This window comes from Kocuria himachalensis (assembly GCF_054784195.1).
Genome location: NZ_BAAGPL010000001.1, coordinates 161,507 through 174,964 on the forward strand (window position 1 = coordinate 161,507; position 13,458 = coordinate 174,964).

Below are 13,458 nucleotides of genomic sequence, written 5' to 3' on the forward strand. Positions count from 1 at the left end.
GCCCCGCGCGCCGGCCGGGCTCAGTCCTGCTCGTCCTCCTGGGCGGCCAGGAAGGCCTCGGCCGCGGCGCCGATCTCGTCGGCGTCGGGGAGCTCGGACTCGTCCCCCACCAGCAGGGAGCGCGGAGCCGAGGCGTCGACGACGTCATCGTAGCGCTGTTCCAGGCCTGCCACGACCGCCTGCACCTCGGGCGACGCACCCACCTGCTGGTCGATCTGGCGCTCGATCTCGCGAGCCGCCTCGCGCAGCTCGTCCGAGGGCAGGGTCAGCGAGGTCACGGCGCTGATGTGCTCGAGGGCGGCCACGGCGGCGTGCGGCAGGTGCGCCTCGGCCAGGTACTGCGGGACGTGGACGGTGAAGCCGATGTTGTCGATCCCCGCCTCGCCCAGGCGGATCTCCAGCAGCTGCGCGGCCGACGAGCTCATCTCCACGACCGGCTTCCACGCGTGCTCGGCAGGCAGCAGGTCGGCCCGGTTGCCGTGCACCGAGACGATGAACGGACGGGTGTGCGGGACGGGCATGGGGATCCCCGAGACGATGGCGACGAGGGACACGTCCATCCGCCGGGCCAGGCCCACGACGGCCTCCGTGAACCGGTTCCACTGCAGGTCCGGCTCGGGGCCCGTCAGCAGCGCGAAGCTGCGCCCCAGGCCGTCCGTGACCAGCCGGAGGGACAGCTCCGGGGTCTGGAAGCCCTCGAAGTGGTCCTCCACGAAGCTCACGCGCGGGCGGCGGGCACGGTAGTCGTAGAGCTGGTCCAGGTCGAAACGGGCCACGACCTCGTGCGGGAGGGCCTCCGTGATGGTGTGCTCGATCTGCACGGCCACGTGCCCCGCCTCCGCGTAGCCGGACAGGGCGACGATCAGCGGCAGGCCACGAACCCGGGCGTCCTCGAGCAGAGCGGGATTGCTCAGGTACAGCGAGGTGGGGTCCAGCACAGCTCTTCCTCCTGGGGTGGGTCGGTTCCGGGCGTCCGTGGGGCGGCCGGTGGGAGCACGCCGCCGTCGGCGCGCCCGGATCATGTCAACCGCCCGCGGGCACCCCCTTATTCCCCGCCGGTCAGGCGCCGCACCGCCACGGCGCGCCCCGTGGGTCCGAGCCCCGGCGGCGCGGACCCACGGGGATAGGATCGACAGCACGCCCGCCGGCCGGGCCGGGCCGCCGGGAGCGGACCTGCCCCGCCGGTCCCGACCTCAGCGAAAGGACGATCCATGCCCGACGTACAGGACCTGCTCGAACCCCGGGGCATCGAGCTCACCGCCACGCACAAGACCCTGGGCCGGACGCCGGCCCACGCGCTGGTGCTCGGCGTGGAGAAGGGGCGGGAGGGCGACGGCTCGGGCCGTGTCCTGCTCCCCGCCGGGGAGCAGCGCAGGCTCGCCCCCGTGGTGGACGCCGCGGCCGCGCTGCGCGTGAAGGGATCCGCCGACGAGGTGACCGTGGTGCCGGCCCCGACCGGGCTGCCCTTCACCGTGGTGGTCCTCACCGGGGTCGGTCTCCTGCCCGAGGACTCCGCCGAGCGCGCCGAGTCGCTGCGCCGGGCCGCCGGAGCGGCCGTGCGACGGCTCGCCGGGACCGACTCCGCGGTGCTCGCCCTGCCCGTGGACTCCGAGCAGGACGCCGCCGCGGTCGCCGAGGGCGCCGCCCTCGGCGCCTTCGCCTTCGCCCACCAGCGCGCGGCGACCGCCGGGTCCGTGCAGGCCCCGCTCGCCTCCGCCGTCGTGCACGCCCCCGGCGTGGCGCGCGCCGCGCTGAGCCGGTGCCTCGACCGCGCCTCCGCCCTCGGCCGGGGCGTCCGCGCGGCCCGCACCCTCGTGGACCTCTCCCCCAACGTCATGTACCCGGAAGCCGTCGCGGACTACGCCCGCCAGGCCGCCAAGGGCACCAAGGTGTCGGTGACCGTGCTCGCCGACAAGGAGCTCGCCAAGGGCGGCTACGGAGGGCTCCTGGGCGTGGGCCAGGGATCCGTGCACGGCCCGCGCCTCGTGAAGCTGGAGTACGCCCCGGCGCGCGCCACGAAGCACTACGCCTACGTGGGCAAGGGCATCACGTTCGACTCGGGCGGGCTCTCCCTCAAGCCCCCGGCCTCGATGATGACCATGAAGTCGGACATGGCCGGCGCCGCCGCCGTCCTCGCCACCGTCCTCACCGCCGCCGAGCTGGGCCTGCCCGTGAGGGTCACCGGGTGGCTGTGCCTGGCCGAGAACCTGCCCTCGTCCACGGCCACCCGCCCCGGAGACGTCATCACCATCCGCGGCGGCCGCACCGTCGAGGTGCTCAACACCGACGCCGAGGGGCGCCTCGTGCTGGCCGACGGCCTCGTGGCCGCGTGCGAGGAGGGCCCCGACGCCGTCGTCGACATCGCCACGCTGACCGGCGCGCAGATGGTGGCCCTCGGCGCGCGGACGTTCGGCGTCATGGGCGACGAGGCACTGCGCACCGCCGTGGCCGAGGCCGCCCGCGGCGCCGGCGAGGACGGTTGGCCCATGCCGCTGCCCGAGCACCTGCGCCCGTCCCTGGACTCGAAAGTCGCCGACCTCAAGAACATCGGGGACAAGAACGGCGGGATGCTCGTCGCCGGGATCTTCCTGCGCGAGTTCGTCGGCGGCGACGACGGGGCACGGGTGCCGTGGGCGCACGTGGACATCGCCGGCCCCTCCTTCAACGAGGGATCGCCCTACGGCTACACCCCGACGGAGGGCACGGGCGCGGGCGTGCGCACGCTCGTGCGGCTGCTCGAGGACGCCGTCGCCGAGCGCGGCTGAGCTCCCGCGACACCCCTGCGCCGGAGGGAGCGCCCGCCTGGTCGCTCCCTCCGGCGTAGGGCTAAGGTATGTACGAAACGAACCCGTCACGGGACGGGTGCGACCCACCCGGAACGACGTCAACGCGCAAGGGAGCCAAACACGTGGCCGACAACGAATTCGACATCCTCGTCCTCGGCGGAGGGAGTGCCGGCTACGCCGCCGCGCTGCGGGCCGTCCAGCTCGGCTTCACCGTGGCCCTGGTGGAGAAGAACAAGCTCGGGGGCACGTGTCTCCACTGGGGGTGCATCCCGACCAAGGCCTACCTGCACTCCGCCGAGCTGGCCGAGGACGCCCGGGAGAGCTCCAAGTACGGCATCCACACCACGCTGGACTCCATCGACATGGCGGCCGTGCGGGAGTACAAGGACAAGATCGTCGCCGGCAAGTTCAAGGGCCTCACCGGTCTGATGAAGATGCGCAAGATCAAGGTCATCGAGGGCGTCGGCAAGCTCACGGGCGAGAACACCGTCGAGGTCGACGGCACCACCTACACCGGCAAGCACGTCGTGCTTGCCTCCGGCTCGATCTCCAAGACCCTGGGCGTCGAGATCGGCGGACGGATCATGACCTCGACCGAGGCGCTGGAGATCGACTTCGTGCCCAAGAGCGCCATCGTCCTCGGCGGCGGCGTGATCGGCTGCGAGTTCGCCTCCATGTGGAAGTCCTTCGGCGTGGACGTCACCGTCATCGAGGGCCTCCCCCACCTGGTCGCCAACGAGGACCCCGCCCTCATCAAGATCCTCGAGCGGGAGTTCAAGAAGCGCGGCATCAAGTCCAACCTCGGCACCTTCTTCGAGAAGGTCGAGCAGGACGACAACGGCGCGAAGGTCACCCTGGCCGACGGCAAGGTGTTCGAGGCCGACATCGTCCTCGTCGCCGTGGGCCGCGGCCCGAACACCGCCGACATGGGCTACGAGGAGCAGGGCATCCCCATGGACCGCGGCTTCGTCACCCCGAACGAGCGGCTGCACACCGGCGTGGGCAACATCTACGCGATCGGCGACATCGTCCCCGGCGTCCAGCTCGCCCACCGCGGCTACCAGCAGGGCCGCTTCGTGGCCGAGGAGATCGCCGGCCTGAACCCGGCCGTCGTCGACGACGTGAACATCCCCAAGGTCACGTTCACCGAGCCGGAGATCGCCTCGGTCGGCTACACCGAGCCGAAGGCCAAGGAGAAGTTCGGCGAGGACAACGTCGAGGTCGCCGAGTACAACCTCGCCGGCAACGGCAAGAGCTCGATCCTGGGCACCGGCGGCATCATCAAGCTGGTGCGCGAGAAGGACGGCCCCATCATCGGCTTCCACGCCATCGGCAAGCGCATCAGCGAGCAGATCGGCGAGGGCCAGCTCATCGTCAACTGGGAGGCCTACCCCGAGGACGTCGCCGCGTTCGTGCACGCCCACCCCACCCAGAACGAGGCCATCGGCGAGGCCGCCATGGCACTCGCGGGCGCGCCGCTGCACGGCTGACCGCGTCGAGGCCCCGCCCCTCCCGGGCGGGGCCTCCCCCCCTACCCCGGAACCGGGCCCGGCGCCCGGACCGCACCATCGAAGGCACCGAAAGAGAGACGGTCGGACCATGTCAGAAACCGTAAACCTGCCCGCACTGGGCGAATCCGTGACCGAGGGCACCGTGACCCGGTGGCTCAAGCAGGTCGGTGACGAGGTCGCCGTCGACGAGCCCCTGGTCGAGGTGTCCACGGACAAGGTCGACACCGAGATCCCCTCCCCCGTGGCGGGCGTGATCGAGGAGATCCTCGTCGAGGAGGACGAGGACGTCGAGGTCGGCGCGCCGCTGGTCGTCATCGGGGACGGCTCGGGCTCCGGGTCCGGCGGCGGATCCGGCCAGGACGAGGCCCCCGAGGAGTCCTCCGCCGAGGCGGCCGTGGACGCCGCGACCGAGGCCGAGACCCCCGAGGCGACCGCCGAGGCCGCCGAGCAGAAGTCCTCCGGTCAGGAGTCCTCCGGCCAGGAGCAGGCCCCGCAGGCCCAGGCCCAGCAGACGGGCGAGGGCAGCGAGATCACCCTGCCCGCCCTGGGCGAGTCCGTGACCGAGGGCACCGTGACCCGGTGGCTCAAGCAGGTCGGTGACGAGGTCGCCGTCGACGAGCCGCTGCTGGAGGTCTCCACCGACAAGGTCGACACCGAGGTCCCCTCCCCCGTGGCCGGGACCCTGCTGGAGATCCGCGTGCAGGAGGACGAGGACGCCGAGGTCGGCCAGGTCCTGGCGATCATCGGCTCCGGCTCCGCCCCCTCCGCGGACAAGCCCGCACAGAAGCCCGCCGCGGACACCTCCGCAGCCTCCTCCGCCGAGGAGAAGCCGGCGAAGCAGTCCACCGCCGGCGGCGAGGGCTACGAGGGGTCCTCCGACGGAAAGCAGGAGAAGGCGCCGTCCCGCGACGAGGCCCTGGTCAAGACCGACGAGCCCGTGCTGGCCGACACCTCCGGTGACGAGCAGCAGGACGCCGCCCAGCGCGACGGCGCCCGCACCGAGAACGTCGAGGCCCCGAGCGGTGACAACTCGTCCTACGTGACCCCGCTGGTGCGCAAGCTCGCCAAGAAGGAGGGCGTGGACCTCTCCACGCTCACCGGCACCGGTGTGGGCGGTCGCATCCGCAAGCAGGACGTGCTGGCCGCCGCCGAGCAGCAGAAGACCGCTGCGGCACCGGCCGCCGAGGCCCCGGCCGAGCCGGCCGCTGCCGCGCCGGCGAAGGAGGCCGCCCCGGCCGCGCCGAAGGCGGACGCCAAGCGCGGGACCACCGAGAAGGCCCCGCGGATCCGGATGACGATCGCCCAGCGCATGCGCGAGTCGCTGCAGGAGGCCGCCCAGCTGACCCAGGTGACCGAGGTGGACATGACCCGCGTGGCCGTGCTGCGCGGCCGGGCGAAGGCGAAGTTCCAGGAGCGGGAGGGCGCCAAGCTCACCTACCTGCCGTTCTTCGCCAAGGCGGTGGCCGAGGCCCTGCAGGCCCACCCCAAGCTCAACGCCACCTTCAAGGAGGCCGAGAAGGAGATCGTCTACAACGGCTCGGAGAACATCGCCATCGCGGTGGACACCCCGAAGGGCCTGCTGGTGCCGGTCATCAAGGACGCCGGCGACCTCAACCTCGGCGGCCTGGCCAAGCAGATCGCGGATCTCGGCTCCCGGGCCAAGGACGGCAACATCACGCCGGACGACCTCACCGGCGGAACGTTCACGATCACGAACCTCGGTTCGTTCGGGGCCCTGTTCGACACCCCGATCATCAACCAGCCGCAGGTCGCGATCCTCGGCACGGGCTCGATCGTGAAGCGCCCGATGGTGGTCGCCGACGCCGACGGCAACGACACCATCGCCATCCGGCACATGTGCTACCTGTCCCTGACCTACGACCACCGCCTGGTCGACGGCGCGGACGCCGGTCGCTTCCTCCAGGCGCTCAAGGCGCGCCTGGAGGAGGGCCGGTTCGAGTCCGAGGTCGGCCTCTGACCGGCCGCGTGCGGGTCCCCGGCCCCCGCTGAGCACCTGCGGAGGGCCTGGGGCCTCGGGAGGGCGTGTTCCTGGTCACAGGGACACGCCCTCCCGGCGTCCTCGGACGACGCTCCGATAGGGTCGGGGACATGACCTTCCTGACCGGGCTCCTCGTCTTCCTGCACCTCGTCGGCGCCGCGATCATCGTGGGCACCTGGATCTACACCATGAAGCGCCCCACGGTGTCCCCCGGACAGTTCCACGCCTCGCTGCTGAGTCTGGTGACCGGTCTCCTGCTCGTGGCTGTCTACGAGATGGGCGACGGCGACGTCAACCACGTCAAGGTCGCCGTGAAGCTGCTGGTCGCCCTCGCCGTGGCGGTCGCCGCCTTCGTGGGCCAGCGGCGGACCAGGCGAGGGGAGACGGTCTCGACCGGTCTCGCCCACGCCGTGGGCGGGCTGGCGCTGATCAACATGGCGGTCGCCACCCTCTGGTGAGCCCCGCTCCCCACCCCCGACGACCGGACCCCCGGCGCTGCCCGTCAGCCCCGGGGGTCCAGCCGTGCCGGTTCCTGCTCGTCCGGGTCCGCCCCCGGCGGACCCGACGCACCCGTTGCGGGCTCCACCCCGGCCAGCCGCCAGCCCTGCTCCCCCTCGACCAGGGCCACGAGGACCGTCTGCACCCATCCGTCCCCGGCCGGCACCACGGACGGGATCGTGCCCGGCGCGCCGCGGTAACCGTCGACCCGCACCTCGGCCACCAGCACGACCCTGCCCGGCTCCGCGGACCCGGCCGGCGCGTCGCGGACGCGCCCGACCTCGAGCACGAGCTCGGGAAAGTCCCTGCCCGCCCGCGCGATCAGGTCCCGGTCGGCCGCCCCGGCCTCGGCGCCGGGGGCGTACACCTCGTCCAGCAGCCCGGCGTCACCGGCGCGCAGGGCCTCGCCCCGCAGCGCCACCAGCTCCCGCAGCGCCCGTCGGGGATCCTCGGCGTCGGTGGCGGCCCGCGGCGTGCCGCCGACGGGCCCCGGCGCCACCGGGCCCGGCCGCCCAGGGGCCAGGGGGTGCGCCGGGTGGCTGGCCGACGGGTGGGTCGCCGCCGGTTCGGCCGCCGGGACCGCGGGCGGGGCAGGCCCTTCCCGCGGCAGGAGGACCGCGCCTCCGGCGGCCAGCAGCAGCGCCGCGGCACCGACGAGCACTGCCCGGAGACCGCCCACCGTCCGGACCCGTTCCGGACGGGCGGCGGGGACCCCCGGGCCGTCGGGCACCGCCTCCTGGACCCGCGCGAACCGGTCGGCCAGGTCCGCCGCCGTGGGCCGGGCCGAGGGATCGGCGGCGAGGGCGGCCTCGACCGCCCGGACGAGTGCGGGCGGAGCGCCGGGGCACAGCAGGGACAGAGGCACCCGCCGCGCCTCCCGGGCCGGTGCCCGCCCGGTGAGCGCCGTCCAACCGACGGCCCCGAGAGCGCGGACGTCCTCCGCCGGACTCCCGGGCGCCGTGCCCGCGCGCACGGCGGCGACATGCCCCCCACCGTCCGGCGACACCGGGGTCGCCACCGGGGTCGCCGCCGTGCCCGCGGCGGGAGTCTGCGTGCTGCGGAACAGGACCTGCCGGGCGGAGAGCTCTCCGTGGGACCGGCCGAGGCCGTGCAGGGCCGCCAGGCCCGTCGCGGCGTCCCGGAACACCGCGGCCGCCTCGGCGGGCGCCAGCCGGCCGCGCTCGGCCAGCCGGTCGGCGAGGGAGCCGCCCACCAGGCAGTCCTCGATCAGGCCCACGGGCTCCGCCGCCGGGCCCAGCAGTCCGCGCACGGCCACGAGACAGGGCTCGTCCCGGCCCGCCAGGGCCACGGCGAGGGACCGGAGCGCGGCCAGCGACCGGTCGCGCTCCGGCCCGGGCGCCTCCGGACAGGACCGCAGGACGAAGTGCTCCCCGGACCGGGACTCCCGCACCAGCCAGGACCGCCCGCCCAGTCGGCGCACCGGCTCCAGCCCGTCCTCGGGCGGGAGCCGCGGAGGCGTGTCCTCCGCCCGCGAGCCGCCGGACGGGCCGGCGCCGCCGTGCGCACGGTCGTCACGGACCGCCGCGGCGAGCCGCGCCCGCGCGGAGACGGACGGGGGCCGGGAGGACTCGTGGTGGCCGCCGTGCGCGACGGGACGATGCTCCATGCCCCCAGCATGCCCGCACGCCGCCAGGGTCCGTGGACGCCGTCCACAGCCCCCGCCCGGCGCGCGCCGGGCCGGGCGCGCGATAGGCTGGGGTCATGTCCCTCTGCTTCGAACGGCTCGGCTTCGACCCGCACCTCGTCGACTACCGCCCGGCGCTGGAGCTGCAGAAGAACGTGCACCGCGAGGTCGTCGCGGGCGATCGGGACAACACCGTGCTGCTGCTGGAGCACCCCCCGGTCTACACGGCCGGACGGCGCACCGAACCCCACGAGTACCCCTACGACGGGACCGAGGTCGTGGAGATCGGGCGCGGGGGCAAGCTCACCTACCACGGCCCGGGGATGCTCGTGGGCTACCCCATCGTCCGGCTGACCACGCCCATCGACGTCGTGCGCTTCGTGCGCCTGCTCGAGGAGATCATCGTGGCCGTGGTCGCGGACTTCGGGGTGGAGGCCACCACCGTGGCGGGCCGGTCCGGGGCGTGGGTGCTCGCCGACGAGCACGGGCCGGACCGCAAGATCGCCGCCATCGGCGTGCAGGTCTCCAAGCGGGCCACCATGCACGGCTTCGCGCTGAACTGCTCCAACGACCTGCGGCCGTTCGGCAAGATCATCCCCTGCGGGATCACCGACGCCTCCGTCACGAGCCTCTCGCAGGAGACGGGCCGGCTCGTGACCCCGGAATCGGTGGTCGCGCGCCTGGAGCAGGAAATATCCGCCCGCCGGGACGAGTTGTGCGAACAGTTCGTCCCGTCGGGGACCCCGGGCCCGCTGCCCTGGCCCACCGCCGTCAGCTGACCCGCGCCGCCCCGGGACCACCGGGACCGTGAGCGCACCACCGTCGACATCTCGACAAGGAGACCGACCATGACCGTTGCCCCCGAGGGCCGCCGCCTGCTGCGCGTCGAGGCGCGCAACGCCGAGACGCCGATCGAGAAGAAGCCGTCCTGGCTGAAGAACACCGCACGGATGGGCCCCGAGTTCCAGGAGCTGAAGTCCCTGGCCCGCGGCAAGGGCCTGCACACCGTGTGCGAGGAGGCCGGCTGCCCCAACATCTACGAGTGCTGGGAGGACCGGGAGGCCACGTTCCTGATCGGCGGCTCCAAGTGCACCCGCCGCTGCGACTTCTGCGACATCGCCACCGGCAAGCCCGACCTGCTGGACGTCACCGAGCCCCGCAAGGTGGCCGAGTCCGTCAAGGAGCTGGGACTGCGCTACGCGACCGTCACCGGCGTGGCCCGTGACGACCTGGACGACGGCGGCGCCTGGCTGTACGCGGAGACCATCCGCGCGATCCACACGCTGAACCCGAACACCGGCGTGGAGATCCTGATCCCCGACTTCCAGGGCAAGCCGGACCGGCTGCAGCAGGTCATCGACGCCGCGCCGGAGGTCTTCGCCCACAACGTGGAGACGGTCCCGCGCATCTTCCGCCAGATCCGGCCCGCGTTCACCTACGAGCGCTCCCTGGACGTCATCACCCAGGGCAAGGACGCCGGGATGATCACCAAGTCCAACCTCATCCTCGGCATGGGCGAGACGAACCAGGAGATCCACGAGGCGCTGTGCGACCTCAACGACGCCGGGTGCGACATCATCACGCTCACCCAGTACCTGCGCCCCTCCCCGCTGTTCCACCCGATCGACCGGTGGGTCAAGCCGGAGGAGTTCGTGGAGCTCTCCGAGATGGCCGAGGAGATCGGCTTCCTGGGCGTCATGGCCGGTCCGATGGTCCGGTCCTCGTACCGCGCCGGCCGGCTGTGGGCCCGGGCCATGGAGAAGTCGGGCCGGGCCATCCCGGACCACCTGGCGCACATCGAGGACACCGGCAGCGCCTCCCAGGAGGCCTCCTCGCTCGTCCAGCGACTCCGCTGAGGTCCGGCGGGGACCGGCCCCGCCCACCCGCTAAACTGGAGGACGGACCACGGCCGGGCGCCCTGACGCCCTGAGGCCGCGGGTCCCCCCGGAACACCGCCACCGCACCATAGGACGAGGTCTCACCGTGTCACCTTCCCACGCCAAGTCGCGCCCCACGTCGCGATCCACCTCCCTCGGGAAGCCGACGGGGAAGCCGACCGGGAAGCCCACCCGGGCGCAGAAGCGCGAGGCGAGGAAGCAGCGGAAGGCGGCCAAGGGACCCGGCTTCCTCGGTCAGATCAAGCAGGTCTTCAAGATGACCCGCGAGGTCGAGCCCAACATCGGCTGGTGGATGCTGCTGATCGGCCTCGGCGTCCTCCTGGTCTTCCTGCTCATCGGCGTCCTCCTGGGCAACTGGATCACCGGGCTGCTCATCGGCCTGCCGTTCGCCCTGCTGGCCGCGTCCTTCTACCTCTCCCGGCGGGCCGAGCGCGCCGCGTTCGCCCGGATCGAGGACCAGCCCGGGGCCGCCGGTGCCGCCCTGTCCGCGCTGCGCCGCGGCTGGATCGTCGAGGACCAGCCGGCCGCCATGGACCCCCGCACCCGCGACCTCATCTTCCGCGCCATCGGCCGTCCCGGCGTGGTCCTCGTGACCGAGGGCCCCGCCGGGCGGGTCGACAAGCTGGTCGCCAAGGAGCGCCGCCGGATCGGCCCCGTGATCCAGAACGTCCCGATCCACGTCATCAAGACCGGCAAGGGCGAGGGACAGGTCCCGCTGCGCGAGCTGTCCAAGCGGATGAAGAAGCTCGACAAGAAGCTCACCCAGCAGGAGGTGCAGACGGTGCACAAGCGGATCAGCACCCTGGGCAACCGCCTGCCGATCCCCAAGGGCGTGGACCCGATGCGTGCCCGCCCGGACCGCCGGGCCATGCGCGGCCGCTGACCCGCGGACCCGTCCTCGAGCGGACGACAGCCACGGAGCCCTTCGCCTGATGAAAAGGCGAGGGGCTCCGTCGTCGTACCGGGCACCGTGCCCGGCCGCGTGCTCAGCGCGTGCGGACGAGGACCGTGTCCGCCGCCCGGTCGTGCAGGCCGCGCTGGTCCGGGTCGAACACGACCGCCGGGATCACGAGGCACAGCAGGAGGGAGCGGACCGCGGCGCGGGCGAAGCCCGCCGGCCGCCCGGCCAGCGTCTGCACCTGCAGGCCCAGCAGCAGGTGCCCGGGGGTGTGGCCGGTCGCGCCGACCAGCAGCACGTTGAGCACGAGCAGGAACGCCAGGGTCATCAGGCCCTGCTCGTTCCACTGGGGCACGAGCCACTCGGCGAGGGCCCAGCACAGGAACCAGTCCAGGACCAGGGCCACGATCCGCCGCCCCACGCGACCCACGGAGCCCGGCCCCTGCTCCGGTCTCCCGAGGCGCTGCCCCGGGTACTGCTGCCGGCCGGTTCCCGGCCCCTCGAGCCATGAGCCCACGTCGCTTCTGTCGATCATCCCCTCAGGGTATCGGGGAGGGACTCCCCTAGACTGGCGGGAGACCGTGGCTCCCCGAGGCCTCCTGTGTAACACCGAGGAAACACCCGGGACACGGAGCCTTAATGCCCGGTCCGTAGCGTTGTCCCCGGAAACGGACGCCGTTGGAGCGTTCCCGGCACGGCGGTCCAGCCCACTTAACAAGGAGAACAGCACATGTTCCAGACACCCGAGGAAGTCCTCACGTTCATCAAGGACGAGGAGATCGTCTTCGTCGACGTCCGGTTCACGGACATGCCCGGCGTGCAGCAGCACTTCAACCTCCCCGCCAAGTCGGTGGACGACGACTTCTTCGTGCACGGGCAGCTGTTCGACGGCTCCTCCATCCGGGGCTTCCAGGGCATCGCCGAGTCCGACATGCAGCTCATCCCGGACCCGACGTCGGCGTTCGTGGACCCGTTCCGCGTCGAGAAGACGCTCGTGGTCACCTGCTCGATCGTGAACCCCCGCACCGGTGAGCCCTACCACCGCGACCCCCGCGGCGTGGCCGAGCGCGCCGAGGCCTACATGGCGTCGACGGGCATCGCGGACGTCGCCAACTTCGCCTCCGAGGCCGAGTTCTTCATCTTCGAGGACGTCCGCTACGACATCCAGCCGCAGGGCTCCTTCTACGCCATCGACTCCGACGAGGCCGCCTGGAACACCGGTCGCAAGGAGGAGGGCGGGAACCTGGGCAACAAGACCGCCACCAAGGGCGGCTACTTCCCCGTCTCCCCGGTCGACAAGCAGGCCGACCTGCGCGACGCCATGTGCGTGGCGCTGGACGAGGTGGGCCTCGAGGTCGAGCGCTCCCACCACGAGGTGGGCGCTCCCGGTCAGGCCGAGATCAACTACAAGTTCAACACCTTGACGAAGGCCGCCGACGACCTGCAGAAGTTCAAGTACGTCATCAAGAACACGGCGGACGCCTTCGGCAAGTCGGCCACGTTCATGCCCAAGCCCGTCTTCAACGACAACGGGTCCGGCATGCACTGCCACCAGTCCCTGTGGAAGGGCAGCGAGCCGCTGTTCTACGACGAGAAGGGCTACGCGGGCCTGTCCGACCTCGCCCGCTGGTACATCGGCGGCCTGCTCGAGCACTCCTCTGCCGTGCTGGCCTTCACCAACCCGACGGTGAACTCCTACCGCCGCCTGGTCAAGGGCTTCGAGGCACCGGTCAACATGGTGTACTCGCAGGGCAACCGCTCCGCCGGCATCCGCATCCCGATCACGGGCACCAACCCGAAGGCCAAGCGCCTCGAGTTCCGCGCCCCGGACCCCTCGTGCAACCCGTACCTGGCGTTCGCCGCCCAGCTGATGGCGGGCCTCGACGGCATCCGCAACCGCATCGAGCCGGCCGACCCGATCGACAAGGATCTCTACGAGCTGCCCGCCGAGGAGGCCAAGGACATCAAGAAGGCCCCGGCCTCGCTCGACGAGGCGCTGCTGGCCCTGGAGGAGGACCACGAGTTCCTGCTCGCCGGTGACGTCTTCACCGAGGACACCATCCAGTCCTGGATCGAGTACAAGCGCGAGTTCGAGCTCAAGCCGCTGTCCGTGGTCCCGCACCCGCTGGAGTTCTCGCTGTACTACGGCGTCTGAGCCGCAACCGCGCTGCGCCGCAGCGCCACGGGGAGGGCCCCGGACCCGCAGGACGGGGTCCGGGGCCC

11 protein-coding genes are annotated in these 13,458 nt (G+C 72.5%); 8 read left to right on the forward strand and 3 right to left on the reverse strand.

The window, feature by feature from the left end:
* Positions 1-20 precede the first annotated feature (20 nt).
* A complete protein-coding gene (locus tag ACYVM4_RS00775; protein WP_460667340.1) occupies positions 21-938 on the reverse strand; it encodes a proteasome assembly chaperone family protein in 918 nt (305 codons plus the stop codon).
* 273 nt (positions 939-1,211) lie between these two features.
* Between ACYVM4_RS00775 and ACYVM4_RS00780 the strand changes: the two genes are divergently transcribed.
* The 4 genes from ACYVM4_RS00780 (at position 1,212) to ACYVM4_RS00795 (ending at position 6,754) form a co-directional block, all read left to right on the forward strand.
* Positions 1,212-2,765 (forward strand): leucyl aminopeptidase, encoded by a 1,554-nt coding sequence (locus ACYVM4_RS00780; RefSeq protein ID WP_460667341.1) that lies wholly within the window; start codon positions 1,212-1,214, stop codon positions 2,763-2,765.
* A 143-nt stretch (positions 2,766-2,908) separates the two neighbouring features.
* Complete coding sequence (lpdA, locus tag ACYVM4_RS00785) at positions 2,909-4,276, forward strand: dihydrolipoyl dehydrogenase (RefSeq protein WP_368821211.1); 1,368 nt, start codon at positions 2,909-2,911, stop codon at positions 4,274-4,276.
* Positions 4,277-4,385: 109 nt separating this feature from the next.
* Positions 4,386-6,275 carry a 2-oxoglutarate dehydrogenase, E2 component, dihydrolipoamide succinyltransferase gene (gene sucB, locus ACYVM4_RS00790; RefSeq protein ID WP_460667342.1) on the forward strand — a complete coding sequence of 630 codons (1,890 nt, stop codon included), beginning with the start codon at positions 4,386-4,388 and terminating at the stop codon, positions 6,273-6,275.
* A gap of 131 nt (positions 6,276-6,406) precedes the next feature.
* A complete protein-coding gene (locus tag ACYVM4_RS00795) occupies positions 6,407-6,754 on the forward strand; it encodes a hypothetical protein (RefSeq protein WP_460667343.1) in 348 nt (115 codons plus the stop codon).
* A gap of 44 nt (positions 6,755-6,798) precedes the next feature.
* Here the strand turns inward: ACYVM4_RS00795 and ACYVM4_RS00800 are convergent, their stop codons facing one another.
* The gene (locus tag ACYVM4_RS00800) at positions 6,799-8,421 is read right to left on the reverse strand and encodes a serine/threonine-protein kinase (RefSeq protein ID WP_460667344.1); all 1,623 of its coding nucleotides are present in this window, start codon (positions 8,419-8,421) and stop codon (positions 6,799-6,801) included.
* A gap of 95 nt (positions 8,422-8,516) precedes the next feature.
* On the opposite strand from ACYVM4_RS00800, the gene lipB reads away from it, so the two are divergent.
* The 3 genes from lipB to ACYVM4_RS00815 all read left to right on the forward strand — a co-directional run bounded on the left by lipB (position 8,517) and on the right by ACYVM4_RS00815 (position 11,220).
* Entirely contained in the window at positions 8,517-9,218 is a 702-nt protein-coding gene (gene lipB, locus ACYVM4_RS00805; RefSeq protein WP_460667345.1) for a lipoyl(octanoyl) transferase LipB, read from the forward strand.
* 69 nt (positions 9,219-9,287) lie between these two features.
* Positions 9,288-10,295, forward strand: coding sequence for a lipoyl synthase (lipA, locus tag ACYVM4_RS00810; RefSeq protein ID WP_368821206.1), 1,008 nt, complete (start codon positions 9,288-9,290; stop codon positions 10,293-10,295).
* Between the two features lie 127 nt (positions 10,296-10,422).
* Positions 10,423-11,220 carry a DUF4191 domain-containing protein gene (locus ACYVM4_RS00815; protein ID WP_460667346.1) on the forward strand — a complete coding sequence of 266 codons (798 nt, stop codon included), beginning with the start codon at positions 10,423-10,425 and terminating at the stop codon, positions 11,218-11,220.
* A 103-nt stretch (positions 11,221-11,323) separates the two neighbouring features.
* On the opposite strand, the gene ACYVM4_RS00820 is transcribed toward ACYVM4_RS00815, so the two are convergent.
* Positions 11,324-11,770 carry an RDD family protein gene (locus ACYVM4_RS00820; protein WP_460667347.1) on the reverse strand — a complete coding sequence of 149 codons (447 nt, stop codon included), beginning with the start codon at positions 11,768-11,770 and terminating at the stop codon, positions 11,324-11,326.
* A gap of 195 nt (positions 11,771-11,965) precedes the next feature.
* On the opposite strand from ACYVM4_RS00820, the gene glnA reads away from it, so the two are divergent.
* Entirely contained in the window at positions 11,966-13,390 is a 1,425-nt protein-coding gene (gene glnA / locus ACYVM4_RS00825) for a type I glutamate--ammonia ligase (RefSeq protein ID WP_368821203.1), read from the forward strand.
* The last annotated feature ends 68 nt before the right edge of the window (positions 13,391-13,458 follow it).

Excerpts from the sequence above, each read along its gene's own strand:
- ACYVM4_RS00780 (WP_460667341.1), top strand. The coding sequence starts at position 1,212 with ATGCCCGACGTACAGGACCTGCTCGAACCCCGGGGCATCGAGCTCACC.
- sucB (WP_460667342.1), top strand. The coding sequence starts at position 4,386 with ATGTCAGAAACCGTAAACCTGCCCGCACTGGGCGAATCCGTGACCGAG.
- ACYVM4_RS00795 (WP_460667343.1), top strand. The coding sequence starts at position 6,407 with ATGACCTTCCTGACCGGGCTCCTCGTCTTCCTGCACCTCGTCGGCGCC.
- ACYVM4_RS00800 (WP_460667344.1), bottom strand. The coding sequence starts at position 8,421 with ATGGAGCATCGTCCCGTCGCGCACGGCGGCCACCACGAGTCCTCCCGG.
- lipB (WP_460667345.1), top strand. The coding sequence starts at position 8,517 with ATGTCCCTCTGCTTCGAACGGCTCGGCTTCGACCCGCACCTCGTCGAC.
- lipA (WP_368821206.1), top strand. The coding sequence starts at position 9,288 with ATGACCGTTGCCCCCGAGGGCCGCCGCCTGCTGCGCGTCGAGGCGCGC.
- ACYVM4_RS00820 (WP_460667347.1), bottom strand. The coding sequence starts at position 11,770 with ATGATCGACAGAAGCGACGTGGGCTCATGGCTCGAGGGGCCGGGAACC.
- glnA (WP_368821203.1), top strand. The coding sequence starts at position 11,966 with ATGTTCCAGACACCCGAGGAAGTCCTCACGTTCATCAAGGACGAGGAG.